Genomic DNA, 22,763 nt, shown 5'->3' with positions numbered 1-22,763 from the left:
AGTATAGGGACTCGGCAATGGCAGGATGGGACGCGTGAAGCATCCACTGTTGGTCACCACCGCCGCGCTCGCCGCGCTGCTCGTGGGTGTGGGTGGCCTCGGTGGGGTGTGGACGACCGCCGTGGTCAGCGCCGTTCTGGTGGTGGTCGCGGCCCTGGGATGGCCTCAGCTGCTGGGCGCGCCGGCCCGGAAGTCCCTCACGGCTGTCCTGGGTGTGACCGGACTGGTCGCGGTGGCGGCCGCCGCCCTGTGGCCCGGCCGGAACCCGGGCGAGGAGGCGGCGGCGTTCGGCGCCTCCTTCGTCGAGCCCATCGCGGTCTGCATGGCTCTGGGCATCGTCGCGGCCTTCATGGTGCAGCTGTTCCGCGGCGCGGGCAGTCCCCATCGCCTCGAGTCGACCGCTGGGACGATTGCGGGGTTGGCGGTCGTCTGCGCCGGTGCCGGGTGGACCGCGCTGGTCCGGCTGGCTGCCGAGACGAGTTCCGTCAGCACGCTGATGATCTCGGTCGCCTCGGTCGCATTGTCCTTGATCGTGGCAGCGCTGGCCGGGCTGGTTCCGCTCCCGCGGCACGGTGACGTGCTGCTGGCTGTGGTCCTGGCCGGCGTCGTGCCGGTGGCTGTCTCGGTTATTACTCCACTGCCGTTGCCGGCGGCTGTCGTCGCGGGTGTGCTGGCCGCCGTCGTGCTGATACTGATCGGTCGCACCGCTCCGCAGCGGGGCGCTGGGCGACCGGATGGGGTGCGGGCGGCACTGGCCTTGGGCGTTGCCCCGGTGGCGGTGGCCGGATTACTCACCTACTTTGTCTTCAGGATCATGCCGGTATGACCGGCGGAAGGAGCCACCATGACTGACATGGCCGCAGAGCACTATTCCGTGGCGCTCGAGGAGGGCGGCGACGACCCCCTCGAACGAGCTTTCCGCTTCGTCGGTGGTGTCCTCACCCAGGTCCTGGGCGGAGCCGGGGCCGACGTCGTGGGGGTGTCGGTGGTGGTTCGCCGACGGACCGACGACGCCGAGGTCCTGCGGATCGATGCCGTGAACCAAGAGGACGGTGACCAGATTCTGCAGGCGATCCAGAAGGATCTGCAGACCTACCCGGCGGAAGATTTCGTCTCGTACTGGCTGAATCAGACCAAGCACGGGCGTCACGTGGCTGAGCCTGACTCCCGCCCTGACTCCGAAGGGACTCGGTCGGAGTAGGACTGCAGTAGGATTGCCGCATGTCGATTCTTGCTCTCGAGGTCTTCTTCACCGTTCTGCTCGTCATCGCCGGGCTCGCCATGGCGGCTTTCGCCGTGCTCGTGGTCTCCGGTCTGTACAAGGGACAGCGCTGAGCCTCCGTGCCCACTGAACTGCCCTTTGACCTGACTCCGGAGCTCGCTCCGCTGTCCTGGCTGATCGGCGCTTGGGAGGGCCAAGGCCGTCTCGGCGCGGGCGAGGCCGGCACCGAGGTGTTCTATCAGCGGATCGACTTCACCGACCATCAGCTCCCGTTCCTGGAGTACCGCGGCGAGTCCTGGCTGTGTGAGGAAGACGGAACCCTGTTGCGTCCGCTCACCGTCGAGAACGGGTTCTGGGCGCTGGACCGTGACCGCCGTGACGGCGACCCGGGTCCGGGCATGCGCCCCGCCGACGTGGTCCCCGTGCTGCGCTCCGCCGAAGACGTGGAACCGTTCCGCCGCGAGGACGGGTCCTTCCCCATCACCGCGCAGATTTCCCATCCCGGCTCACTGACCGAGTTGTACTACGGCGTGATCAAGGGCCCGCAGTTGCAATTGCGGACCGATTCCGTGATGCGCGGTTCGGCGGCCGGCCCCTATGAGGGCGGATCCCGGATCATGGGCCTGGTCAACGGCCAGTTGTTCTGGCGCTGGGATGCCACGGCCGACGGCGAGGAGCACCCGCATGCCTCGGCCATCCTGGATCGAATGCCTGACCCCTCCCAGGGGCGCCTGGCTCCCGGCGTCCCGCGAACCTCGAACTGAGGTACTGCATGACATCGCCCCTGCTGTCCGGACCACACGCGATCCACGGGGCCGTCGCCGGCGACGGCTCCGACGCCGCCGTCGCCGCACACTACGGCCAGCCGACCGCGGAACAACGTGCACTGGCCGATGGTCAGGCCGTGGTCGACCTCTCCCATCGCGGCGTCGTGACCGTGACCGGCCCCGACCGGATGACCTGGCTGAATGTGCTCTCGAGCCAGAAGCTGGACACGGTGCCTCCGGGCACCTCCACCGAGACACTGTTCCTCGACATTCAGGGACGCATCGAATTCGACTGCCATCTGATCGACGACGGTGAGACCGTATGGCTCACCGTCGAACCCGGAGAGAATGCTGGCCTGACCGATTGGCTGACCAAGATGGTCTTTGCCTCTCGCGTGGAGGTCGCCGACCGGACCGATGACATCGCTGTGGTGGGTGCCACGGCCGAAGTGCCCGGGTGGGACGAGCGGGATGATGTGGTCCGCTGGATCGACCCCTGGCCGGCGATCGCCGAGGGCGGTTTTCCCTATACGGTCGATCCGGACCCTGCTCAGCATCCAGGGGCGCAATGGTCCTGGTCCGAGTACCTGGTGCCGGCGGCCGTGCTGGAATCGATCCAGACGGAGCTGCCCGAGGGATGGAAGGTGGCCGGGACCCTGGCCTCCGAGGCACTGCGCATCGCGGCCGTGCGACCACGGCACGGCGTGGACACCGACGATCGCACCATCCCGCACGAGATCGACATCGTTCGTACCGCAGTCCACTTGGCGAAGGGTTGCTACAAGGGGCAGGAGACGATCGCCCGGGTCCATAACCTGGGCCACCCACCCCGTCGGCTGGCCTTTCTGCAGCTCGATGGCTCGGGGCACACGCTCCCGGCACCCGGCTCGGAGATCGTGGTGCGGGGAGATGAGCCTGAGTCGGCTCGATCCACCGGCACGGTGACGTCCGTGGCCCAACATCACGAGATGGGACCCATCGCGCTGGCGATTCTCAAGCGCAATACCGACCCGGAGGCCGAACTGCTGATCCGTGAAGGCGATGCCGAGAACGGCTGGTCTTTCACGGCGGCCACCCAAGAGACGGTCGTCTCGCCCCAGGCCGGCAAGGTCGTCGGAAGGCAGACCGGTTTTCTGCGCGGCGGTCCGCGGTAGAACGCTGGTCACTGTGGGAGTGTCCCTGACGCAGGGGACGGCGTCTACTCGGCCAGTTGAGCCACGAGCTGGTGACGTGGGTTCTCGTTCCGGCGGCGAGAGCGGCGAGAGCGGCCGTGGCCGGGACAGATAGCGGTGACCGGTCGGCGTCGTCACCTCGAGTTCTCCCGCCCCGGGCTGATGTAACCAGCCGGGATAGTCCTTGGTGTAGTTGCAGCGTGCACAGAGTCCTGAGGCGTTCTGATAACTGGTGGGGCCGCCGTCGCGATGCGGTGTCGCGTGATCGATATGCCGGATCGGAGCGCCACAATGCGGAGTGCGGCACGTGTCATCCCGGACCAGCACCATCTGGCGCAGCAAGCCGCTGAACTCCCGACGGCGAGATTCCATGGAGACCAGCTGACCGGTGTCCGGAGCAGTGAAGAGCCGGCGGAGGAACACCTCGGCCTGGGTGGTCGCGATCAGACTCCGGGCCGTCTCCGCCGGGATCGGGCCGTGGCCGGGGACCCACGCGGGCGCGCCGTCTCCACCGAGCAGAGTGCTGTCCGTCATGACGAGTTGGATCTCCACGGGGATGTCGGCCGGACTCGCCTGGCCCGTGAGGCGTTCGACGAAGGTGTCGGTGAGGACCTGTTGCGGGGTGCGTCCGCCGGCCTCGCCCAGGGCAATGTCGGCCTTGGTCTGATCCACCAGCGACCGATAGCAGGCGGCCGCCTGCGCGGACGGGAGCAGGGCGGTCAGATAGGACATGCCGTGTTCGGCCGGCTTGAGGCTCAGATGCCGGTCACGATGGGCGTTGTCCTGGTGCTCGGCGGCGGCCAGGGGATCGTGGCGGATCGCCTCCGCCTGAGCTTCCCGCGCCGTCTCGCGAACCCCGAGCAGTTCCAGCCGGTCGCGGAGATTCGCATCCACGGTCCGTCTCGCAGGGGCGGGCAGCCAATGTGAGTTCCGGTCGACAGCGGCGGCCTGCTCTTCGCTGATGCGTCCGCGGCTGAGGGCCTGCAGGGTATGAGGCAGGTGATCACACAGATTGCGGGCCAGCCGGAGATGGTTGTTTCCGCGGGAGACGTTCTCCCGACGAGCCAAGGCGATCTCGCTGCCGAGGCCACGGCCGCGGCGCTCGGCCGGCACTCCTCGAGCAGCTTCACTGGACCGGCGGTGGGTGTACAGCGCCGCGGTCTCCCGGGCCTGAGCTGCCGCGCAGGCGGCTTTGATCTGCTCCAGGAACTGGAGGCGGTCGATGGCCTCGGCCTCGAGGATGTCGGCTTCGATGATCTTGGCCTCGGCAGCCTCGGCAGCCTCGGCAGCCTCGGCGGACTCAGGACGGGGGCTCGCCGGCGAGGTTGCCACCGCAGGAACCATGGAGGCGAAGGCGTCACGGAATCCGATCAGATCCGCGACCGACGCCGGAGGAGCGATGTCCGGTACTTCCGCGGCACGACGTGGGTGGGTGGCGCCTCTGCTGAGAGAGCCGTCGCCACCCAGAGGGCGCTCGCCACCCAGAGGGCGCTCGCCACCCAGAGGGCGCTCGCCACCCAAAGGGCGCTCGCCGTCGGCGGGAGCGTCGTCACGTGCACCAGATTCGAACATGTGTACTACTCTACGAAGGGGGCCGGACACGATAAGCCCCGCGCCGACAACCGTGGAAAACTCTCCGCACCTGGTCGTCTGTGCAGGAGGCCTTAGGTGTTGGTCGTGTTGGTCGTGTTGGTCCAGTTCGTCTTCTTCGACGGGGAGAGCTGTCCGGCCACCATCGCCACTGACGCCAGTCCAAAGCCGGAGAGCTGTGTCCCAGAGAGCGCTTCCTCCGCGATCATCGCGCCGAGAACTGCCGCAACCAGTGGAGACAGGAGACCGAGCAGAGCGGTGGCAGTGACGGGCAGGCGGCGGATGCCGGCGAACCATAGCGAGTAGGTCAGCAGTGCGCCGAGCAATCCAAGCCACAGGTAGCCGGCGACGGCGGCTCCATCGATGTCCGCCGGGATGCCGTCAATCAACATGGCCGGGATGAACAGGACGGTGCCGGCCGCGGTGAGCTGCCACCCTGCCAGGCCGACCGCGGAGACGCCATGGGGGCGGCCCCACTTCTTCGTCAAGACGACACCGGTGGCCATCGACGCCGCACCGCCGAGACCTGCGAGGATGCCGAGAGGAGACAGCTCCGCATCAGGGCCGAGTACTACCAGAGCGATGCCGATCATTCCGATCGCGCCCCAGGACACGCGCCAGGTGGAGAGCTTCTCATGGAGAATCGCAACAGCAAGGAATGCCACCATGATCGGCTGAGCCGCCCCCAGAGTAGCGGCAACGCCACCAGGCAAGTGCTGGGCGGCAAGGAAGAGCAGTGGGAAGAACGCGCCCATGTTCAGCGTGCCCAGCACTAGGCTCTTCCACCACCATGAGCCCTGTGGAAGACGACGGGCGATCAGCACGGCGATCATTCCGGCAGGCAGCGACCGCATCAGAGCCGCGAACAAGGGGTGGCCCTCGGGCAGCATGTGTGTGGTGACGATGTAGGTCGTGCCCCACACGGCGGGGGCGATGGCGGTCAGTGCCGTCCGTCCAATCTGGGAAGAAGACATGACGGGCGAGGCAGCGGTGGAAGTCGTCGTCGTGCTCACTCATCCATCGTCGGCGCCTCATTTCAATGAGTCCAACACATAGTTGTCATCTCACCGATGAACGCCAATCATAGACATGTGGAACTACAGCAGATGCGGTACATCGTCGCCGTCGCGGAAGAGGGAAGCTTTACCCGTGCGGCGAAGCGGTGCCACGTCGTCCAATCCGCTCTCAGCCATCAGGTCAAGGCGCTCGAGCACGAGCTTGGTGTCACTCTGTTCGCCAGGACGAGCCGGAAGGTCGAGATCACCGCCCCTGGTGAGGCATTCCTGGCCTCGGCCCGCCGGAGTCTGGATGCGGCCGAGCGTGCGGTGTCGGACGCGGCCGCCGCCACGGGTCAGGTTCGGGGCACTCTGACCATCGGTGTGATTCCCACCGTGAGCGCAATCGACATTCCGGCAATCCTGGGAGAGTTCCACCGTACTCATCCAGACGTGCGGATCAGACTTCGAGGTGGTGGCAGCGACGAATTCATCACCGCGATCACTGACGGCAGCATGGACGCGGCAGTGCTCGGACTTTCCGAGACCACGCCACCCAAGGGAGTGAACACCACCGTGCTGGCCCGCGAACGCTTCGTCGCGGTGGTCTCCGCCGACCATGCGCTTGCTGCACGGCCCAGACTGCGGCTGGAGGATCTGGCTGAGGAGACGTTCGTGGATTTCCCCGATGGCACTCCGGGAAGGATTCCCTCCGACCTCGCGTTCCAGGCGGCTTCTGTCCGTCGCGAGGTCGCGTTCGAGGCGATGAGCACTGATCTGATCTTGGGCCTCGTCAGACACACCCCGGTGATCGCGCTGCTCTCACCTGCCGTGATCCCCGACAGCGAGGACCTGTGCACCATACCGGTCACCGGAGGCCCCACTCGCGTCCAGTATCTGGCGTGGAGCAGCTTCAACCCCACGCCCGCCGCACAAGCCTTCATCAGCGGTCTGACTGAATCGCGCTCTATTGGTTGAACAGCACCGTCGTCTGCGATCCGGCCAGCTCGAAGCCGAGCGATCCGGCCACACGCTGACCGCCCGTGTTCCCGAGGGCCGCTCGCCATTGCGGGATCAGACCCTCGGTGAAGGCCTCTTCCATGGCGACGGCTGCGGCGTAGCTGCCCAGCCCCACCGTTCTGACGTCGGGGCGGACGAGCACCCCCAGATGACCGATCAGTCCCTGCCATTCCTCGTAGCCGGCACCGGCCACGGGCCGGCCGTTCGGGGTGCCTGCGCCGTCGTCGGGAATGAGGGTGAAGGTGGAATCCAAGCCGGACAACCCGACCTCGGTGACATCGTCCGCGGGGCACTGTGCCTCGAGATCCTGGGCGTCAGCGGCCTCATAGGACACCGCCACCGAGGAGGAGCGCTCGATGTCCGGGACATCATCGGCGTAGTAGAGCACCCACTCTCCGAGCGATCGGGCGTCGTGCCCGGCGCCGAGTCGGATCATGGTGGACTCCAGGGACAGGACCTCGTCGTCGATGTCCCGCGCCGCCGTCAGCAACCAGGACGGGCCGTACAGCACGGACGTCCCGTAGAGCCGGACGAACGTGGCGATCTGATCGTCTTCCCGGGTTTGTGCGACGGCGTCGGAGCCGGCGCCGGCATCAGTCGGCACCTCGAGCCGACGGTGCTGAGTCGGGCGACCGGCCGCCTCGGAAATCGCGCCGTCCGGCAGTCCCAGGATGCGGGACCAGGCCAGTTCGATGATCTGACGAGTGTGGGCGTTGACGGGCATGCCGTTCACGCTACCGGCCGAACAGCACCTTGGCCTCGTCGTAGCGGTGCTGGGGGACTTCCTTGAGCCCGTCCAGGGCCGCACCGAGGTCGACCTGCACGATCTCCGTCCCGTTCAACGCGACCATCTGACCGAACCTGCCCTCGGCCACCAGGTCTATGGCGCCCATGCCGAACCGGGTGGCCAGCACGCGGTCGTAGCCGGTTGGGGCGCCGCCGCGCTGAATGTGGCCGAGGACCGTGCTGCGGGTCTCGATGCCGGTCGAGTCCTCGATCTGACGGGTCACCCACTCACCGATACCCCCCAGTCGCGGGCGACCGGCGGCGTCCGCACCGGCCTCGGAGAGCGGGTCCTCGTGGCCTTCGGGAATGAAGCCCTCGGCCACCACGACCAGGGGAGCACGGCCGCGGTCGTAGACCTGGCGCACCCAGTCGTAGACCTCGTCCATCGAGGTGCGCTGTTCCGGGATGAGGATCGCATGAGCACCGGCCGACATGCCCGAATGCAGGGCGATCCAGCCGACGTGGCGGCCCATCACCTCAGCCACCATGCACCGATGATGGGACTCGCCCGTGGTGCGCAGCCGGTCCATGGCGTCGGTGGCGATGGAGACGGCGGTGTCGAAACCGAAGGTGTAGTCGGTCGCCTTGAGATCGTTGTCGATGGTCTTCGGCACGCCGACCAGCGGGACACCGTCGTCGGACAGCCGCTTCGCCCCGGCCAGGGTGCCCTCGCCGCCGATCGCGACGACGGCGTCCAGTCCCAGTTCCGCCATCCGGGCCTTGATGTTCTCCGGGCCGCCGTCGGGATGGTTGTACGGGTGCGTGCGGGAGGTGCCCAGGATCGTTCCGCCCGTCCGCGCCAGGCCCCGGACTTTCTGGCGGGGCAGATCCTCGACGTCGGCCTCGATCAGCCCGCGCCAACCGTCCCGGATACCGATCAGCTCGAGGTCGTAGGACTTGATGCCGTGCAGCACCGCGGAACGGATCACGGCGTTGAGTCCGGGGCAGTCCCCGCCGCTGGTCAACAGTCCGACGCGCATGCTGATGGTCCTTTCGGTTAGGGGTTGTACGGGCGCTGGGTTCCGGGAAAGACCCGCTCCAGCGGAATCGTATTGTCCTGCCACGGCAGCAGGATCCACGCCACGATGTAGGCGCCGATCCCGATGACCGGCAACAGGAAGCTGATCAGCACCACGATCCTGACCAGCGTAGGGTCCCAGCCGAATTTTGCCGAGATCCCACCGCAGATCCCACCAACCCATCGACTCGGCCCGCGGCGGAACGGAATGGCTCGCAGTGAACGGTAGAAGGTGTTCATGGTGTTCTCCTCAGGGATGGTGGCTCAGGGTGACGTGAGTTTAGGAATTCTTGCGTTGTGCGGCGCCGGCGATGCCGCTGATCAGCAGGGCGAGGCCACCGACGACGGCGAGGCCGATCAAGACCAGTACCGTGTCGATGTTCCAATCGAAGACTGTGACCGACAGTGACCACAAGGCCACCAGCAGCGCGATGACCCCCCAAACCAGGCTTCCGACCCGCACCCCGGTGGGTTGCGGTGCCTCGGACGGCTCCTCGGTGCGGTCTGCTGCATAGTCTCGGTCTGCTGCGTGGTTCCGGTCTGCTGCATAGTTCCGGTCGTAGACGGTGCCCCGGGTGATCTCCTCTTCGAGAGAATCGTCAGCGTCGGCAGGATCGTATGGATAGTTGCTCATGTCATGGACTCCTGTGTGGTCTTCTGGACTCGGTCTGCTGCGCTTGGTCAGCTCGTGGCTGCCGGGGACGTGTCCTCAACTCGGACGGTGAGCTCGGAGAAGGTGACGTCCGCGTCGATCAGGATCTGGTCGTCCCCGGGCGCGTTCACGATCTGCACGCGGTCGTCTGAGCCGGCTGAGCTGCCGGAGTTGTCTGCATCGAGCGCTGCATAGTTGATGGTGCTGAAGGTGTCGTCGACCCTCAGGAAGACGTCCACATCATCCGGCACGACGAGGTCGACGTTGGAGAAACTCACGTCGATCGGGATGGCCTCCGCCTGTGCGGAGGGATCGCCCTGAAGCCCGCTAAGGTCGATGGTGTCCTCGCCGAAGCTCAGGGAATAGCCCTGATTCGGGTTGCCCGTGAGCGTGCCCCCGTCCCAGTCGCCGTCCCTGTCACTGTCCCACCGCTCCGAGCGGAAGAGGTCGGCACTGGTGGCCAGGAGCACGGGGATGATGAGGATGGCACTGATCACCGTCAGACTGCCGCCGCCTCGGCCGGCCAGCGCTCCGGCGGCCACTCCGACCGCCAGGACCGCCAGCCCGGCGGCCATACTGGCGGCGAAGACGACGGGCCACGGTGCCATGAACACTTCCAGGTAGCGCAGCAGCGAGATCGCCGCGGCACCCAGCAGGGCCAGCCCGACGACGGCCAGTTGCGTCGCGCCGGACAGCGACGGCGGCGTGCGGTCCACCGGGGCGGGGGGTTCTGCGGCAGGCGGTCCGGCAGGAGGAGGCGGAGGAGCGGTGGGGGGAGCGGAGGTCGCAGTCATGGTCTCGGATCCTTCGGGCGGTGAATGAGGCGGAGAATCGGGGGTGGAATCGGTGGAGGCGCTGGCGGAGTACCAGCCGGTGTCCGAGGGGGCCAGGTGCACGGGCTGGGTCGGGGCCGTCGGCGCGGTCGGCTCCGCGGGGGCGATCTCCTGGGGCGCCGTGCGTGCACCGTTCTGGTTGTTCTGGTTCTGGGAGATCACGAGCCAGACGAAGACGGCGATGATGGCCAGGCCGAAGATGTTGCCGACGTCCCACCACCCGTCCCCACGGCCGATCTCGCCCGGCAAGGTGAACAGGTCGACGAAGCCCAGCACGGAGAAGATCAGGGCCCCGGTCATGCCGGAGGTCCATCGGCCCTGCCCGGCTTCACGGGCATGGATGCGTCCGTCCGGTTCGGGAAGGAACATCCACGCCAGTCCGTAGAACAGCACGGTGAATCCACCGGTCAGGAAGGTCAGCACCACGAACAGGGCGCGGGCCAGGGTGCGGTCCATGCCGACGCGGGCGCCCAGACCAGCGACGACGCCGCCCAGCCAGCGCTGCGGTGCACGGACGGTGCGGAGGGAGTAGATCCAGGAGTAGAAGCCGTTCATGACTCCATCCTCCGGTCCCCGGGGTGCCCCGCGGTATCCGTAAGCACCCGGAGCTGACCCGGAGAAGCCCCGTAAGCGCACCTCAGGACCGCCTCTCTGGGGCAGGATGGAGACCATGAACTCGGTCCTGACCCGCTCCCGGGAGAATCGGGCCATCGCCGGTGTCTGTGCCGGCCTGGCCCGGTATCTCGGGCTGCCCCTGACGTGGGTGCGCGTGGGTGTTGTGGCCTTGGCCCTGGTCAACGGGGTCGGCGTGGTGTTCTACGCCTGGCTCTGGATCTTCGTCCCGGACGAGCGCGAGGCCGTCGTCAGCGCCGGCGAGCCGGTCCGCGGCGCGGCGGCGCAGTCTCGTCCGGACCAGTCCCATCTGAACCAGTCCCGTCAGAATCAGTCCCGCCCCCGGCGACTGGGCGACTCCGTCAGCCGCGGCTGGCAGGTCATCGTCGGCATCGTACTCCTTGGCCTCGCGGCGGCACTGTTGCTGCAGACGGCCGGAATCCGGCTGAACTGGGTGATGCTCGGACCGGTCGCCGTCGTGCTGCTCGGGGTGGCCCTGGTCTGGCTCCAAGTGGACACGCTCCGCGGCGGCGGCTCCCTCGACCGCTCCGGCCGTACCGGACGGGTCACCTCTCTGGTGCTGGGGCTGCTGCTGGTGATGGCCGGCATCCTCGCGCTGGCGGCCGGCGTCATCGGTGCCCAGGACACCTGGCTCGGGCTGGTGGTCGCCATGGTGATCCTGGCCGGCGTCCTGCTGGTGGCCGCACCGTGGGTGCTGAAGCTGTGGCGGGACGCCACGGCCAAGTCCTCCGCGCTCGCGGTGCAGACCGAACGCGCGGAGATCGCGGCGCACCTGCACGATTCCGTCCTGCAGACCCTGGCGCTGATTCAGAAGAACGCGGATAACTCGGCCACGGTGGCCCGGCTGGCCCGCTCCCAGGAACGTGATCTCCGGCAGTATCTGTACGCCGACCCGACTCGGCCCGGAGGCACGCTGACGGACCGGCTCGAGGATCTGGCCGCCACCCTCGAGGATGACCACGGCCAGCCGATCGAGGTGATCACCGTCGGCACCGCCACCGGTGCGTGGCTAGATCCGCTGCTGCAGGCCTCGCGTGAGGCCATGCTCAACGGGGTGCGCCACGCCGGCCCCGTTCAGGTCTACGCCGAGGCCCGGGCGGATGCCGCCGAGGTCTTCATCAAGGACCGCGGCCCGGGATTCGACCGGGAGGCCATCCCCGAGGACCGGATGGGGATCCGCGAATCGGTCATCGGCCGCATGGAGCGCGCCGGCGGCACGGCGGAGATCATCACCGGCGACGACGGCACGGAAGTCCGTCTGCGCCTGCCGGTGCGCGACACGACAGGAGAACCCTCATGACCAGAGTTGTCATCGTCGACGACCACGCCATCTTCCGGACGGGGCTCAAGGCGGACCTGCATCCGACCAGCATCGACGTGGTCGGAGAGGCGGCGGACGTCGAATCGGCCATCCGCGTCATCCATGAGACCGAGCCCGACGTCGTCCTGCTCGACGTGCATCTGCCCGGTGGTCAGGGCGGCGGCGGTGCGGAGGTCGCGGCGTCGTGCCAGGACTTGGCTCCCGAGGTGAGGTTCCTGGCGATCTCCGTCTCGGACGCCGCCGAGGACGTCGTCTCGGTTATCCGGGCCGGGGCCCGCGGCTACGTCACGAAGACGATCTCCGGAGAGGAGGTCTCGGCCGCAGTGCAGCGGGTGGCCGGCGGAGACGCCGTCTTCTCTCCGCGGCTGGCCGGATTCGTCCTGGACGCGTTCGGGACCTCCGACGTGGCCGTGCGCGACGAGGAACTCGATCTGCTCTCCGCCCGGGAACTCGAGGTGATGCGCCTGATCGCGCGCGGATACACGTACCGCGAGGCGGCCAAGGACCTGTTCATCTCGGTCCGCACCATTGAGACTCATGTTTCCAACGTGCTGCGCAAGCTGCAGTTGTCCAACCGGCACGAACTCACGCGGTGGGCGGGGGAGCGGGGGTTGCTTTAGTCAGGTCGTGCGTCAGATCGGCCAGTGCGTCGGTGTCGGCGTCGTGGTGGGTCACCAGCACCGTGGTGCGTTCCCGAAGCACCTCGGAGAGCAGCCGCCGGATCTCCGGAACCACGTGGGAGTCCAGCGCGGAGAGCGGTTCGTCCAGCAGCACCAGCGCGGGATCGGACGCCAGCACCCGGGCGATGGCGGCGCGCTGAGCCTGGCCCCCGGAGAGCTGATGCGGCCGGCGCTGGGCCAGGTCCCCCAGGCCGACCCGCTCGAGCCACTGTCGGGCCACCGCCTGTCGCTCCCGGTGACCCACGACGCCGGCCCGGCGGAGCCCGAAGGCGACGTTCGCCTCGGCCGTGAGGTGCGGAAAGAGCAACGGATCCTGGGTCAGGTACCCGACCTTCCGCCGTCGGGCCGGGGTCCAGAGGTGGCGGTCTCGGTCGAAGAGCGTGACGTCCCCGAGCCGGGCGTGGCCGGCGTGCGGCCGCAGCCAGCCGGCCAGGGCGGAGAGCACCGTGGATTTGCCGGAGCCGTTGGGGCCCGTCAGCGCGAGCGTCTGCCCCGCCGGGACGTCCAGGGACACCTCCACCCCACGTTCGGGGACGACGACGCGGCAGTCGAGGGCGGTCATCCGTGCACGCTCCGTTGTGTTCGGCTACTCCGCCGGCCGTAGGCGAGCGTGATGACCACCAGGGCCACCAGTACGAGGACCAGGGACAGGGCCACGGCGGCGTCCGGATCGGTCTGCCGCTCGAGGTAGACCTGTAGGGGCAGGGTCCGGGTGGTGCCCTGCAGGGAGCCGGCGAAGGTGATGGTCGCCCCGAACTCGCCGAGGGCTCTCGCGAAGGTCAGGACGACTCCCGAGACCAGCCCCGGCAGCAGCAGCGGCAGGGTCACGGTGAGGAACGTGCGCATCCCGGAGGCGCCCAGGGACAGTGCCGTGCGTTCGTGCGCCTCTCCCCGGGTGAGCAGGGCGCTCTCGAGCGTGACGACGAGGAATGGCAGGGAGACGAAGACCTGGGCCATGACGACGGCCGCCGTGGTGAACGCGATGTCGATGCCGAGCACGTGCAGGTGCTCACCGATCAGGCCTCGGCGGCCGAAGGCCTCGGTCAGGGCGATGCCACCGACCACGGGCGGGACCACGAGCGGCAGCAGCACCAACGAGCGGGCCACGCTGCGGCCGGGGAAATCGAGGCGGGTCAGCGCCAGGGCCAGCGGGACGCCCAGGACCAGGCAGATCCCCGTGGCGGCCAGAGCTGTCCGCAGGGACAGGCTCAACGCGTCCAGGGCCGACGCCGTGCCCAGCAGTTCCGGCAGCCGGGACAGGTCCACTCCGACGATGAGAGCCACGAAGGGCGTCAGGATCAGGATCCCCGCCAGAATCCCGACGACGGTCACCACCGCAGGCGGTCGAACCCGGATCATGGCGCGCCGAACCCGAAGGACTGCAGGGTGTCGCAACCGGTCTCGGAACGCACGAAGTCGACGAAGTCCCGGGCTGGTGGCGGGGCAGAGTCCAGTACCGCGATCGGATAGGTGTTCACCGCGGCGTCGGCATTCTCGATCTCGACGCTCCGCACGGCGTCCCCGGCGCTGAGGGCGTCGGTCACATAGACGAGCCCGGCGTCGGCCTCTCCGGAGGTCACCTTGCCGAGGACATCCGTGACCGAGGACTCTTCGCTGGCAGGGGACAGTTCGACGCCGGCATCCCTGGCCAGCGCTTGTGTGGCATGGCCGCAGGGGACCTGGGGAGCGCAGACGACGAGGGTGACGTCGTCGGCTGCAGTCTGGTCGAGGACGGATGGTCCAGAGGCAGCGAGATCACCGGAGTCGCTGATCCCGGCCGGATTGTCCGGAGGCGTGACGAGCGTCAGCACGTTGGTGGCGAAGGGCTGCGGGTCTGCCTGAACCGCACCGGCGTCCACGGCCCGCTCCATGGTCGGCTCGTCCGCCGCGGCGAACACGTCCGCCGGCGCCCCGGCCAGGATCTGCTCCACGAGCGAGGACGACCCGGCGAGATTCAGTTGCACGTCGACGCCGGGATGGTCGTGCTCGAACTGCTGCTCGAGTTCGGCGAAGGAGTCCCCGAGGGAGGCGGCGGCGAAGACCCTCACCGTGGTGTCCGGTTCATCTGCGGTGCCGGCACACCCGGCCAGGGCCACGGCGAGCAGGGGGAGCAGGAGCCGCCTCGTCGCTGCCTCTCTCGTCACTGGTCATCTCGCTGGACGATGACGGTCGTGGCCTTGACGACGGCGCTCGCGGGCATTCCGGGCTCAAGGCCGAGCTCGCGAGCCGCCTCGGAGCTCATCAGGGACACCACCCTGAACGGTCCGCACTGCAACTCCACCTGCGCCATGACGGTGTCCATCACGATGTTGGTCACGAGCCCGTGGAACCGGTTGCGGGCAGACGAGGGGATGCCGTCCGTCTGACCTTCACCGGAGCTGCCGGAGCTGCCGGAGCTGCCGGAGCTGCGCGCCAACTGCGCCACTTCGACCCCGTCGACGGCGGCCCGCCCAGCCGGGTCCGTGTGCGCGGACAGCCGCCCCGAGGACACCCACCGCCGCACGGAGTCGTCGCTCACACCCAAGTAGCGGGCGGCCTCGGAGATGCGCAAAAGAGTCACATCAGGACTCTAGAAGACGCAGGTGCGGAGCGAAAGCCCGCTGTGAGTCCGCAGGTGCTATTTCTCCAGGAGTTTTTGGATCCGCTCCACGCCTTCGGCCAGGTCATCGTCACCCAGTGCGTAGGACAGCCGCAGGAACCCCGAGGGGCCGAACGCCTCGCCCGGCACCACGGCCACCTCCGCCTCGTCGAGGATGTAGCCGGCGAGATCGGCGGAGGTCTGGTGTTGCCCGCCCAGCGCCCCGCGCACGTCCACGTACGCGTAGAAGGCGCCCTCCGGCGTCGGGCAGGAGAATCCGGGCACGGCGTTCAGGCCGGCGACCATGGCCCGGCGGCGGCGGTCGAAGGCGGCCTTCATGGTCTCGACGGCGTCCAGTGGTCCGGAGACTGCGGCCAGGGCCGCGCGCTGGGAGACATTGGCGACGTTCGAGGTGGAGTGGGACTGCAGATTCGTGGCCGCCTTGATGATGTCCACCGGGCCGGCCATCCAGCCGACGCGCCATCCGGTCATGGCGTAGGTCTTGGCCACGCCGTTGAGCACGATGACCTGCTCGGCCAGTTCGGGGACCGCCGTGGCGATCGAGGTGAACGGCATGTCGTCGTAGGTCAGGTGCTCGTAGATCTCGTCCGTGACCACCCACAGGCCGCGATCGTGTGCCCAGCGGCCGATCGCGGCGGTCTCGGCGGGGGAATACACGGCACCGGTCGGATTGGACGGCGAGACGAAGACCAGGACCTTGGTCCGCTCCGTCACGGCGGCGTCCAGTTGGTCGACGGTGACCTTGTAGCCGTTCTCCGGGCCGGCGAAGACCTCGACCGGGACACCGTCGGCCAGCCGGATGGACTCCGGATACGTGGTCCAGAACGGCGTCGGGAGGATGACCTCGTCGCCCGGATCCAGCAGCGTGGCGAAGGTGTTGAAGACCGCCTGCTTGCCTCCGTTGGTCACGAGCACCTGGTTGGCCTCGATCCGGAAGCCCGAATCCCGCAAGGTCTTCTCCGCGATCGCCTCTTTCAGTTCCGGCAGGCCGGAGGCGGGGGAGTAGCGGTGGTTCCGGGGGTCTTTCGCCGCCTGAACCGCGGCCTCGACGACGTAGTCGGGAGTCGGGAAGTCGGGTTCCCCCGCGCCGAAGCCGATGACGGGCCGTCCGGCGGCCTTGAGGGCCTTGGCCTTGGCATCGACGGCGAGGGTGGCGGACTCCGCGATGGCACCGATCCGCCGTGAGACACGGGCGGTAGTTGAGGACGGCTGCGAGGACGGCTGCGGGGAGGGCGAGGCAGGCATGGGATCCTTCCGGGGTCAGTCCGGGCGTCGGTGGGTTCCAGCCTACTGGTTCGGAACTACCCGGTTCTGGTCTACCCGGTGCTGGTCTACATGCGGCCGGTTCGACGGGCCTGCCACGATGGCGTAAAGTGGACCCCCGGTGTTGAAAAGCACCATGCTGGGCCGTGCCATGGCACGTCCCTCCAAGGGTAGTGGCGCAATTGGTAGCGCAGCGGTCTCCAAAACCGCAGGTTGCAGGTTCGAGTCCTGTCTACCCTGCGCAGGGTGTCTCCGGTGGATCCGGGGCCCCGGCAGGACAGTTCAGTGTCAACTCAGTAGTCAACCAGCGAGTGAGGCCACGTGACCGAGGCAGCTGCGAACAGCACGGGAGATCAGACTCCCGGCACGCCGCGGAAGCGGGGATTCTTTGGCCGAATCGCCCTGTTCCTGCGGCAGGTGATCGACGAGCTTCGGAAGGTCGTCACACCCACCCGTGAGGAGCTGGTGAAGCTCACGGGCGTCGTTCTCGCCTTCGTGATCCTCATGATTCTGCTGGTGACTCTGTTGGACTTCTTGTTCGGCACGGGCGCTTCCTTCGTCTTCGGCGACGGCAGCGTCTGATCCGACGGCGAGTCCACTGAATCCCTGGACTCGTCCCGCCGGAGGACACGCCCTGCCGGAAGTACGTTGACCGCGTGAAGAAAGCAGGAACCAGTGTCCGAGCAGGAACTCGAACCGCAGGCCGTCGAGGATGCCCTCGAAGAGGAGCAGTCTCAGCCGTCTCAGGACCCCCAGACTGCTGAGGACGCCTCCGTGGCCGGAGAGCCCGTGGTGCCCGTCGACACGACGGAAGCCGAAGAGACCGACGAATCCAGCGAGGGCGAAGAACCCGACGCCCCGGACGAGTCGGCAGGCCATGAGGCAGCCGAGACCGTGGTCAACGAGGTCGACCCCGTCGAAGAGCTGCGCACCCGCCTGCGCCGCCAGCCGGGCGACTGGTACGTCATCCACACCTACGCGGGCTACGAGAAGCGCGTGAAGGCGAACCTGGAGACGCGTATCCAGACCCAGGAGATGGAGGACTACATCTATGAGATCGAAGTCCCCATGGAAGAGGTCGTGGAGATCCGCAACACCACGCGCAAGCTCGTCAACCGGGTTCGCATCCCCGGTTACGTGCTCGTCCGGATGGACCTGACCGACGCCTCCTGGGGCGTGGTGCGCCACACGCCGGGTGTCACCGGCTTCGTCGGCAACGCGCACGACCCGTTCCCGCTGTCGCTGGACGAGGTGCACTCCATGCTGGTTCCGTCCGTCATGCAGGAGGCCACCAAGTCCGCCGAGGCCGAGGGTCGTCCGGCCCCGTCCGGTTCCGAGAGCCCCGCGCCGACCGTCGAGGTCGACTTCGAGGTTGGCGAGTCCGTGACCGTCAACGACGGCCCGTTCGAGACGCTGCCGGCCACCATTTCCGAGGTCAAGCCCGAGTCTCAGCAGCTGGTGGTCCTGGTGACCATCTTCGAGCGCGAGACGCCCGTCACCCTGTCCTTCAGCCAGGTCACCAAGATCCAGTAGTCGATCCAGTAGGACACCCACAGACTTCGCCCCCTCCGGTTGCTTCGGCTGCTTTGGCCGGAGAGTGGCGGACCGGTCACCGCGCCACGGTGGCCACCGCTCCGGACCACGCTCCTGTGCTCCGGGGAACACGCAACAGTCATAGAAGAAGGACCCGATTATGGCCCCCAAGAAGAAGGTCGCCGGCCTGATCAAGCTGCAGATCCAGGCAGGAGCCGCTAACCCGGCCCCTCCGATCGGCCCTGCGCTCGGTCAGCACGGCGTGAACATCATGGAGTTCTGCAAGGCGTACAACGCCGCCACAGAGGCTCAGCGCGGCAACGTCATCCCGGTCGAGATCACCGTGTACGAAGACCGTTCGTTCACGTTCATCACCAAGACCCCGCCGGCGGCCGAGCTGATCAAGAAGGCCGCGAAGGTCTCCAAGGGCTCCTCGACTCCGCACACGGACAAGGTCGGCTCGCTGACCAAGGCCCAGTGCGAGGAGATCGCCCAGACCAAGATGGAAGACCTCAACGCCAACGACGTCGAGGCCGCCGCCAAGATCATCGCCGGCACCGCCCGCTCCATGGGCATCACCGTCGACAGCTGACGGCAACGGCACTACCAGCACCACAGACAGCAACACCATTCACAGTGGCAGGGTCGCGCGCGGCCCGCAGACCACGACTGCATAAGGAGAACAAGCAGATGGCACAGCGCAGCAAAGCATATCGGGCGGCTCAGGAGAAGATCGGCGAGGACGTCTACGGTCCCGTCGAGGCCATCGCCCTGGCCAAGGAGACCAACCCCTCCAAGACCGACGCCACCGTGGAAGTCGCCTTCCGCCTGAGCGTCGATCCCCGCAAGGCGGACCAGATGGTCCGCGGTACCGTCAACCTGCCGCACGGCACCGGTAAGACCGCCCGCGTGGTCGTCTTCGCCACCGGTGACCGGGCCGCGGCCGCCGAGGCCGCCGGAGCCGACGTCGTCGGTTCGGACGACCTGATCGCCAAGGTGGCCGGTGGCTGGACGGACTTCGACGCCGCCGTGGCGTCGCCGGACATGATGGGCAAGGTCGGTCGCCTGGGTAAGGTCCTGGGCCCGCGCAACCTCATGCCGAACCCGAAGACCGGCACCGTGACCCCGGACGTGGCCAAGGCCGTGACCGACATCAAGGGTGGCAAGATCGACTTCCGCGTGGACAAGCACTCGAACCTGCACTTCATCATCGGCAAGACGAGCTTCGACGCCGAGAAGCTGGCCGAGAACTACGCCGCCGCCCTCGAGGAGGTGCTGCGCCTGAAGCCGTCCGCGTCCAAGGGCCGCTACATCTCCAAGGCCACCGTGTCCACCACCTTCGGCCCCGGCATCAAGGTCGACCCGAACGTGGTCAAGGTGGAGGCCGCTCAGGCCTGATCACAGCACGAGCCTTCCGCATCTAGCCGAGCCCGGGCCGGAATCAGCGAGCGATCGCGGTTCCGGCCCGTGGTGCGTCCGGCGACGTTGTCAGCTTGAATGAACCTATGAACAATGACCTGACGAGCGTTGACTGGCTGGAACTGCCGCACGCCCTGGACCAGACCCGGTTACCCATGCCGCCCAGCACGGCCGACTTCCTCCAGGTGGCCCAGCTCGCGAACCTGGTCAGCTCCCTGTTCTGGGGGAACAACGACTTCTACGCCTCGGCCGAGAGCCAACTCGCCGCGGCCACCGCCCGGGAGCACGTTCGCACCTCCTATGCCGTGGCCCGCGAGCCGGACCGGCCCGAGCGGATCATCGGTTACGCGGCGCTGAGCGTGCAGAACGGCCAGAGTGCTGAGATTCACGTGGACGTGCACCCCGACTTCCGGCGTCGGGGAGTGGGCTCTGCCGTGCTGCGCGAGGCGGAGGCTGAGGCCGCGCGCCGGGGGTGCACCGTGCTGCAGTCCTGGACGGACAACGCTCTGGTGGATCCGGACGCCGTGGACTCCGGTCCCGTGTTCGTGGCCGGCACGTCGCTGCAGACCGGACTGACCCCGGTGGTGCGGCAAGCGGAAGACCGCTCGGATCAACAGACGCCCGACGACGGCCGTGCCGGCGTGCGCTGGCAGGCGCCGGATGCGGCGTTCGCCGCCGCCCACGGCTATGCCCTGGCTCAGCTGGAATGGACCTCGGTGCTGAAGGTGCGCGAGGCGGCCGGTGCCGCCCTGCTGGCCGAGTCCGGCTCCAGCACCGCCGAAGACCACGGCTATGAGCTCGTGGGCTGGGAGGGGCCGTGCCCCGAGGAGTTCGCCGCGTCGATGGCCGAACTGAGCGGGCTGTCCGATCTGAGCGGGGGAGTGAGCGTGGCCGCCCTGCGGTCCGAGGACCGGGCGCGGGAGCAGCGTGGACAGACCGTCGTCACGACGGCGGCGCGAGACCGGTCCACCGGCCGGCTGGTCGGGTACTCGGACATCGAGACCTTCGACGATCTACCGCAGGCCGTGTACCAGGGTGCCACCGTGATCCACCCCGAGCACTCAGGGCGCCAGTTGTCGTTGTTGCTGCAAGCCGTGAACATCTCCCGGTTGCTGCGGTACCAACCCGAGACGGAACGGCTCTACGCCTGGGGCGCCGTCGAGGAGGAGCTCGGTTTCGTCCCGGTCGCCACCCATCCGGCCTGGCAGAAGGCTCTCTGAGGGCGAGTCCTCAGCGCTTCCGACGCCACCGCATCTGCCTCGCGATCTGTCTCGCGGCGGGCAACAACAGTGCGGCAGCCGAGACGGCGAAGAGCACCAGGGCGATGGGGCTGGAGAGGAATCCACCCCAGCCGTCCCCGATCAGGGTCCGCCGCAGGTTGGACTCCGCCAGCGGTCCGAGGATCAGCCCCAGGACGGCGGGGCCCGCAGGAAAGCCGAAGCGAAGCATGAACAGCCCGATCAAGCCCATGATCAGCATGATGAAGACGTCGAAGACCGAATTGCTGATCGAATACGTGCCGACCATGCAGAACACCAGGATGATGACCCACAGGTACTGATTCTTCAGTTCCAACAGCTTGACCATGGACTTCATCCGGACCAAGGAGAGCGCCAGGGAGAGCACGGTGGCCACGAAGAGGATGGTCGCCAGCGTGTAGACGAGCGACGGCTGATTCGTGAACAGCGCCGGTCCGGGCTGGATGCCCCAGATCATCATGGAGCCGATCAGAACGGCCATCACGGAGTCGCCGGGAACGCCGAGCGCCATCGTGGTGGTGACCGAACCGCCCAGAGTGGCGGTCGAGGAGGTGTCCGCGGCGGTCAGTCCCTCGATCGAGCCCTTGCCGAATTCCTCTCGGTGGCGCGAGAACCGCTTGGCGTTGTCCCAGGAGATGATGCCGGCGATGTCACCGCCGACCGCAGGCACCAGTCCCACCACGGAGCCGGTGCCGGCACCGATGCCCATGGGTTTGAGCAGTCGGCGGAACATCGCCCGGTCCGGAAGCCATTGGCCCAGTTGGGTGATGGGTCGAGCGTGAACGTCGCCCCGGCGATGCGTGACCATCTGGTTCAGGACCTCGGCCACGCCGAACAGGCCGATGATCACGGGAATGAAGGGGATGCCGCTGTTGAGTTCGAGGATGCCCAGGGTGAATCTCTGGTCTCCGGTGACGGGGTCGCGCCCCACCGTGGCCAGCAGCAGTCCGAAGGCCCCGGCCACCAGGCCCTTGGCGATCCGTCCGGAGGAGACGCCGATCATCATCGTCAGCCCGAAGACCACGAGCGCGAACATCTCCGGCGGACCGAACTCGCGGGCCAGCCCCGCCAACGGGATGCCGAACAACGAGAGCACAATGATGCCGAAGAACATCCCCACGGCGGAGCCGAATGCCGAAGCGGTCATCGCTAGACCGGCTTTGCCCTGTTTGGCCAGCGGATAGCCGTCGAACGTCGTGGCGATCGACGCCGGGGTGCCCGGAGTGTTGATGAGGATCGCCGGCACACGGTCGCCGAACTGGGCGGCCACGTAAATGGTCAGCAGCACCGCCAGCCCCTGTACCGGATCCATGGTCAGCGTGAACCCCGAGGCCAGGGCCACGGCCATGGTGGCGGTCACTCCGGGAAAGGCGCCGACCAGCATGCCGACCAGCATGCCCAGACCGATGTACAGCAGCGTGTCCCACTGCAGCACCTCGAGGATGCCGTCGGTGATCGGGACTTGGGCTAGCGAGACTGGGGAGAGCACAGCGAGGTCGACGAGCATCACAGGGGTACTTTCAGCAGGACGATGAACAAGAGGTGCAGCAGCGCACCGATGAGGATCGGCAGGAAGACCAGAATCCTCCAGTGGCGAATGCCGTAGACCAGCAGCAGGATCGCCACGGCCAGGATGGTGATCAGCCAGAACTGCAGCACGTTGAACAGCAGCAGATAGCCCACCAGCACCACGAAAGTGGCGATGAGTTGGCCGATGCCCGTCCCGCTCGTCTCCGCGGGAAGGTCGGCGGGACGCACTCCGCGCAGCACGGAGACGAACACGAGCGCCACGCCCAGGATGATCAGTGCCCAGGCGAGCACGGTCGGCCAGAAACGCGGCCCCAGCGCGGAACCGCCGCGGTCCGTGATGCCCTGGGTGAGCACCAGAACGGTGACGCCCAGAGCGATCGAGAGGACCACAGGAATGAGTTCGCGTAGTCGGTACCGCGGGTTCTTCAGCAGAGCGAGGTCCTCCGGATGACCCTGTTCCGTCGTCACCTG

General features: G+C 67.6%; 25 protein-coding genes, 1 tRNA gene and 1 pseudogene. 13 read left to right on the top strand and 14 right to left on the bottom strand.

Features of this window, described 5'->3' with window-relative positions; genetic code table 11:
- Positions 1–34 precede the first annotated feature (34 nt).
- The 4 genes from ACFQQD_RS02250 (at position 35) to ACFQQD_RS02235 (ending at position 3,143) form a co-directional block, all read left to right on the top strand.
- Positions 35–826: a hypothetical protein gene (locus tag ACFQQD_RS02250; RefSeq protein WP_378085761.1), complete on the top strand. Its 792-nt coding sequence runs from the start codon at positions 35–37 to the stop codon at positions 824–826.
- A gap of 18 nt (positions 827–844) precedes the next feature.
- On the top strand, positions 845–1,201 hold the full coding sequence (locus tag ACFQQD_RS02245; protein WP_378085759.1) for a hypothetical protein: 357 nt from the start codon (positions 845–847) through the stop codon (positions 1,199–1,201).
- A gap of 140 nt (positions 1,202–1,341) precedes the next feature.
- Positions 1,342–1,986 (top strand): FABP family protein, encoded by a 645-nt coding sequence (locus ACFQQD_RS02240; protein WP_378085757.1) that lies wholly within the window; start codon positions 1,342–1,344, stop codon positions 1,984–1,986.
- An 8-nt stretch (positions 1,987–1,994) separates the two neighbouring features.
- Positions 1,995–3,143, top strand: coding sequence for a YgfZ/GcvT domain-containing protein (locus ACFQQD_RS02235; protein ID WP_378085755.1), 1,149 nt, complete (start codon positions 1,995–1,997; stop codon positions 3,141–3,143).
- Between the two features lie 252 nt (positions 3,144–3,395).
- Here ACFQQD_RS02235 and ACFQQD_RS02230 read toward each other — a convergent pair.
- Positions 3,396–4,505: pseudogene (locus ACFQQD_RS02230) on the bottom strand (DUF222 domain-containing protein); the annotation flags it as partial.
- 320 nt (positions 4,506–4,825) lie between these two features.
- Positions 4,826–5,764, bottom strand: a complete 939-nt coding sequence (locus tag ACFQQD_RS02225; protein WP_378085753.1) for an EamA family transporter — start codon at positions 5,762–5,764, stop codon at positions 4,826–4,828.
- Positions 5,765–5,857: 93 nt separating this feature from the next.
- Here ACFQQD_RS02225 and ACFQQD_RS02220 point away from each other — a divergent pair, with 93 nt between their 5' ends.
- A complete protein-coding gene (locus tag ACFQQD_RS02220) occupies positions 5,858–6,724 on the top strand; it encodes a LysR family transcriptional regulator (RefSeq protein ID WP_378085751.1) in 867 nt (288 codons plus the stop codon).
- On the opposite strand, the gene ACFQQD_RS02215 is transcribed toward ACFQQD_RS02220, so the two are convergent.
- The 5 genes from ACFQQD_RS02215 to ACFQQD_RS02195 are packed head-to-tail and all read right to left on the bottom strand — an operon-like array spanning position 6,714 to position 10,610.
- Entirely contained in the window at positions 6,714–7,490 is a 777-nt protein-coding gene (locus ACFQQD_RS02215; RefSeq protein ID WP_378085749.1) for a GNAT family N-acetyltransferase, read from the bottom strand. The genes ACFQQD_RS02220 and ACFQQD_RS02215 overlap by 11 nt on opposite strands.
- A 10-nt stretch (positions 7,491–7,500) precedes the next feature.
- On the bottom strand, positions 7,501–8,532 hold the full coding sequence (locus ACFQQD_RS02210) for a 6-phosphofructokinase (RefSeq protein WP_378085747.1): 1,032 nt from the start codon (positions 8,530–8,532) through the stop codon (positions 7,501–7,503).
- Between the two features lie 17 nt (positions 8,533–8,549).
- Entirely contained in the window at positions 8,550–8,810 is a 261-nt protein-coding gene (locus ACFQQD_RS02205; RefSeq protein ID WP_378085745.1) for a PspC domain-containing protein, read from the bottom strand.
- A gap of 40 nt (positions 8,811–8,850) precedes the next feature.
- A complete protein-coding gene (locus tag ACFQQD_RS02200) occupies positions 8,851–9,204 on the bottom strand; it encodes a hypothetical protein (protein ID WP_378085743.1) in 354 nt (117 codons plus the stop codon).
- Positions 9,205–9,251: 47 nt separating this feature from the next.
- Positions 9,252–10,610 carry a PspC domain-containing protein gene (locus ACFQQD_RS02195; protein WP_378085741.1) on the bottom strand — a complete coding sequence of 453 codons (1,359 nt, stop codon included), beginning with the start codon at positions 10,608–10,610 and terminating at the stop codon, positions 9,252–9,254.
- Between the two features lie 115 nt (positions 10,611–10,725).
- Here ACFQQD_RS02195 and ACFQQD_RS02190 point away from each other — a divergent pair, with 115 nt between their 5' ends.
- Together ACFQQD_RS02190 and ACFQQD_RS02185 are read left to right on the top strand one after the other, a co-directional pair.
- Positions 10,726–11,988, top strand: a complete 1,263-nt coding sequence (locus tag ACFQQD_RS02190; RefSeq protein ID WP_378085739.1) for a PspC domain-containing protein — start codon at positions 10,726–10,728, stop codon at positions 11,986–11,988.
- Positions 11,985–12,629, top strand: coding sequence for a response regulator (locus tag ACFQQD_RS02185; protein ID WP_378085737.1), 645 nt, complete (start codon positions 11,985–11,987; stop codon positions 12,627–12,629). The genes ACFQQD_RS02190 and ACFQQD_RS02185 overlap by 4 nt, the downstream gene beginning before the upstream one ends.
- Here the strand turns inward: ACFQQD_RS02185 and ACFQQD_RS02180 are convergent.
- Genes ACFQQD_RS02180 through ACFQQD_RS02160 form a run of 5 tightly spaced genes read right to left on the bottom strand, consistent with a single transcriptional unit; the run spans position 12,595 to position 16,533 of the window.
- A complete protein-coding gene (locus ACFQQD_RS02180; RefSeq protein ID WP_378085735.1) occupies positions 12,595–13,251 on the bottom strand; it encodes a sulfate/molybdate ABC transporter ATP-binding protein in 657 nt (218 codons plus the stop codon). The genes ACFQQD_RS02185 and ACFQQD_RS02180 overlap by 35 nt on opposite strands.
- Positions 13,248–14,021: an ABC transporter permease gene (locus tag ACFQQD_RS02175; RefSeq protein WP_378085733.1), complete on the bottom strand. Its 774-nt coding sequence runs from the start codon at positions 14,019–14,021 to the stop codon at positions 13,248–13,250. The genes ACFQQD_RS02180 and ACFQQD_RS02175 overlap by 4 nt, the downstream gene beginning before the upstream one ends.
- Before the next feature lie 23 nt (positions 14,022–14,044).
- Positions 14,045–14,833, bottom strand: coding sequence for a molybdate ABC transporter substrate-binding protein (gene modA / locus ACFQQD_RS02170; protein WP_378085731.1), 789 nt, complete (start codon positions 14,831–14,833; stop codon positions 14,045–14,047).
- A complete protein-coding gene (locus tag ACFQQD_RS02165) occupies positions 14,830–15,249 on the bottom strand; it encodes a molybdopterin-binding protein (RefSeq protein ID WP_378085729.1) in 420 nt (139 codons plus the stop codon). The genes modA and ACFQQD_RS02165 overlap by 4 nt, the downstream gene beginning before the upstream one ends.
- Before the next feature lie 57 nt (positions 15,250–15,306).
- Complete coding sequence (locus tag ACFQQD_RS02160) at positions 15,307–16,533, bottom strand: pyridoxal phosphate-dependent aminotransferase (protein WP_378085727.1); 1,227 nt, start codon at positions 16,531–16,533, stop codon at positions 15,307–15,309.
- Positions 16,534–16,718: 185 nt separating this feature from the next.
- Here ACFQQD_RS02160 and ACFQQD_RS02155 point away from each other — a divergent pair.
- The 6 genes from ACFQQD_RS02155 to ACFQQD_RS02130 all read left to right on the top strand — a co-directional run bounded on the left by ACFQQD_RS02155 (position 16,719) and on the right by ACFQQD_RS02130 (position 20,723).
- Positions 16,719–16,791: transfer RNA gene (locus tag ACFQQD_RS02155), tRNA-Trp, on the top strand.
- An 81-nt stretch (positions 16,792–16,872) separates the two neighbouring features.
- Positions 16,873–17,133: a preprotein translocase subunit SecE gene (gene secE / locus ACFQQD_RS02150; protein WP_378085725.1), complete on the top strand. Its 261-nt coding sequence runs from the start codon at positions 16,873–16,875 to the stop codon at positions 17,131–17,133.
- A 93-nt stretch (positions 17,134–17,226) separates the two neighbouring features.
- Positions 17,227–18,084, top strand: a complete 858-nt coding sequence (gene nusG / locus ACFQQD_RS02145; RefSeq protein ID WP_378085723.1) for a transcription termination/antitermination protein NusG — start codon at positions 17,227–17,229, stop codon at positions 18,082–18,084.
- Positions 18,085–18,244: 160 nt separating this feature from the next.
- Complete coding sequence (gene rplK, locus ACFQQD_RS02140; RefSeq protein WP_378085721.1) at positions 18,245–18,676, top strand: 50S ribosomal protein L11; 432 nt, start codon at positions 18,245–18,247, stop codon at positions 18,674–18,676.
- 98 nt (positions 18,677–18,774) lie between these two features.
- Entirely contained in the window at positions 18,775–19,482 is a 708-nt protein-coding gene (gene rplA, locus ACFQQD_RS02135) for a 50S ribosomal protein L1 (protein WP_378085719.1), read from the top strand.
- A gap of 107 nt (positions 19,483–19,589) precedes the next feature.
- The gene (locus ACFQQD_RS02130) at positions 19,590–20,723 is read left to right on the top strand and encodes a GNAT family N-acetyltransferase (protein WP_378085717.1); all 1,134 of its coding nucleotides are present in this window, start codon (positions 19,590–19,592) and stop codon (positions 20,721–20,723) included.
- Positions 20,724–20,733: 10 nt separating this feature from the next.
- Here ACFQQD_RS02130 and ACFQQD_RS02125 read toward each other — a convergent pair whose 3' ends face one another.
- Both ACFQQD_RS02125 and ACFQQD_RS02120 read right to left on the bottom strand, forming a co-directional pair.
- Positions 20,734–22,269, bottom strand: a complete 1,536-nt coding sequence (locus ACFQQD_RS02125; RefSeq protein WP_378086089.1) for a tripartite tricarboxylate transporter permease — start codon at positions 22,267–22,269, stop codon at positions 20,734–20,736.
- Positions 22,269–22,760, bottom strand: coding sequence for a tripartite tricarboxylate transporter TctB family protein (locus tag ACFQQD_RS02120; RefSeq protein ID WP_378085715.1), 492 nt, complete (start codon positions 22,758–22,760; stop codon positions 22,269–22,271). The genes ACFQQD_RS02125 and ACFQQD_RS02120 overlap by 1 nt, the downstream gene beginning before the upstream one ends.
- Positions 22,761–22,763 lie beyond the last annotated feature (3 nt).

The sequence above is a fragment of the Citricoccus sp. GCM10030269 genome (assembly GCF_042665635.1).
Lineage (GTDB): Bacteria > Actinomycetota > Actinomycetes > Actinomycetales > Micrococcaceae > Citricoccus.
Note: the sequence above shows the minus strand (reverse complement) of the source record. Positions and strands in the feature narration are given on the sequence as shown.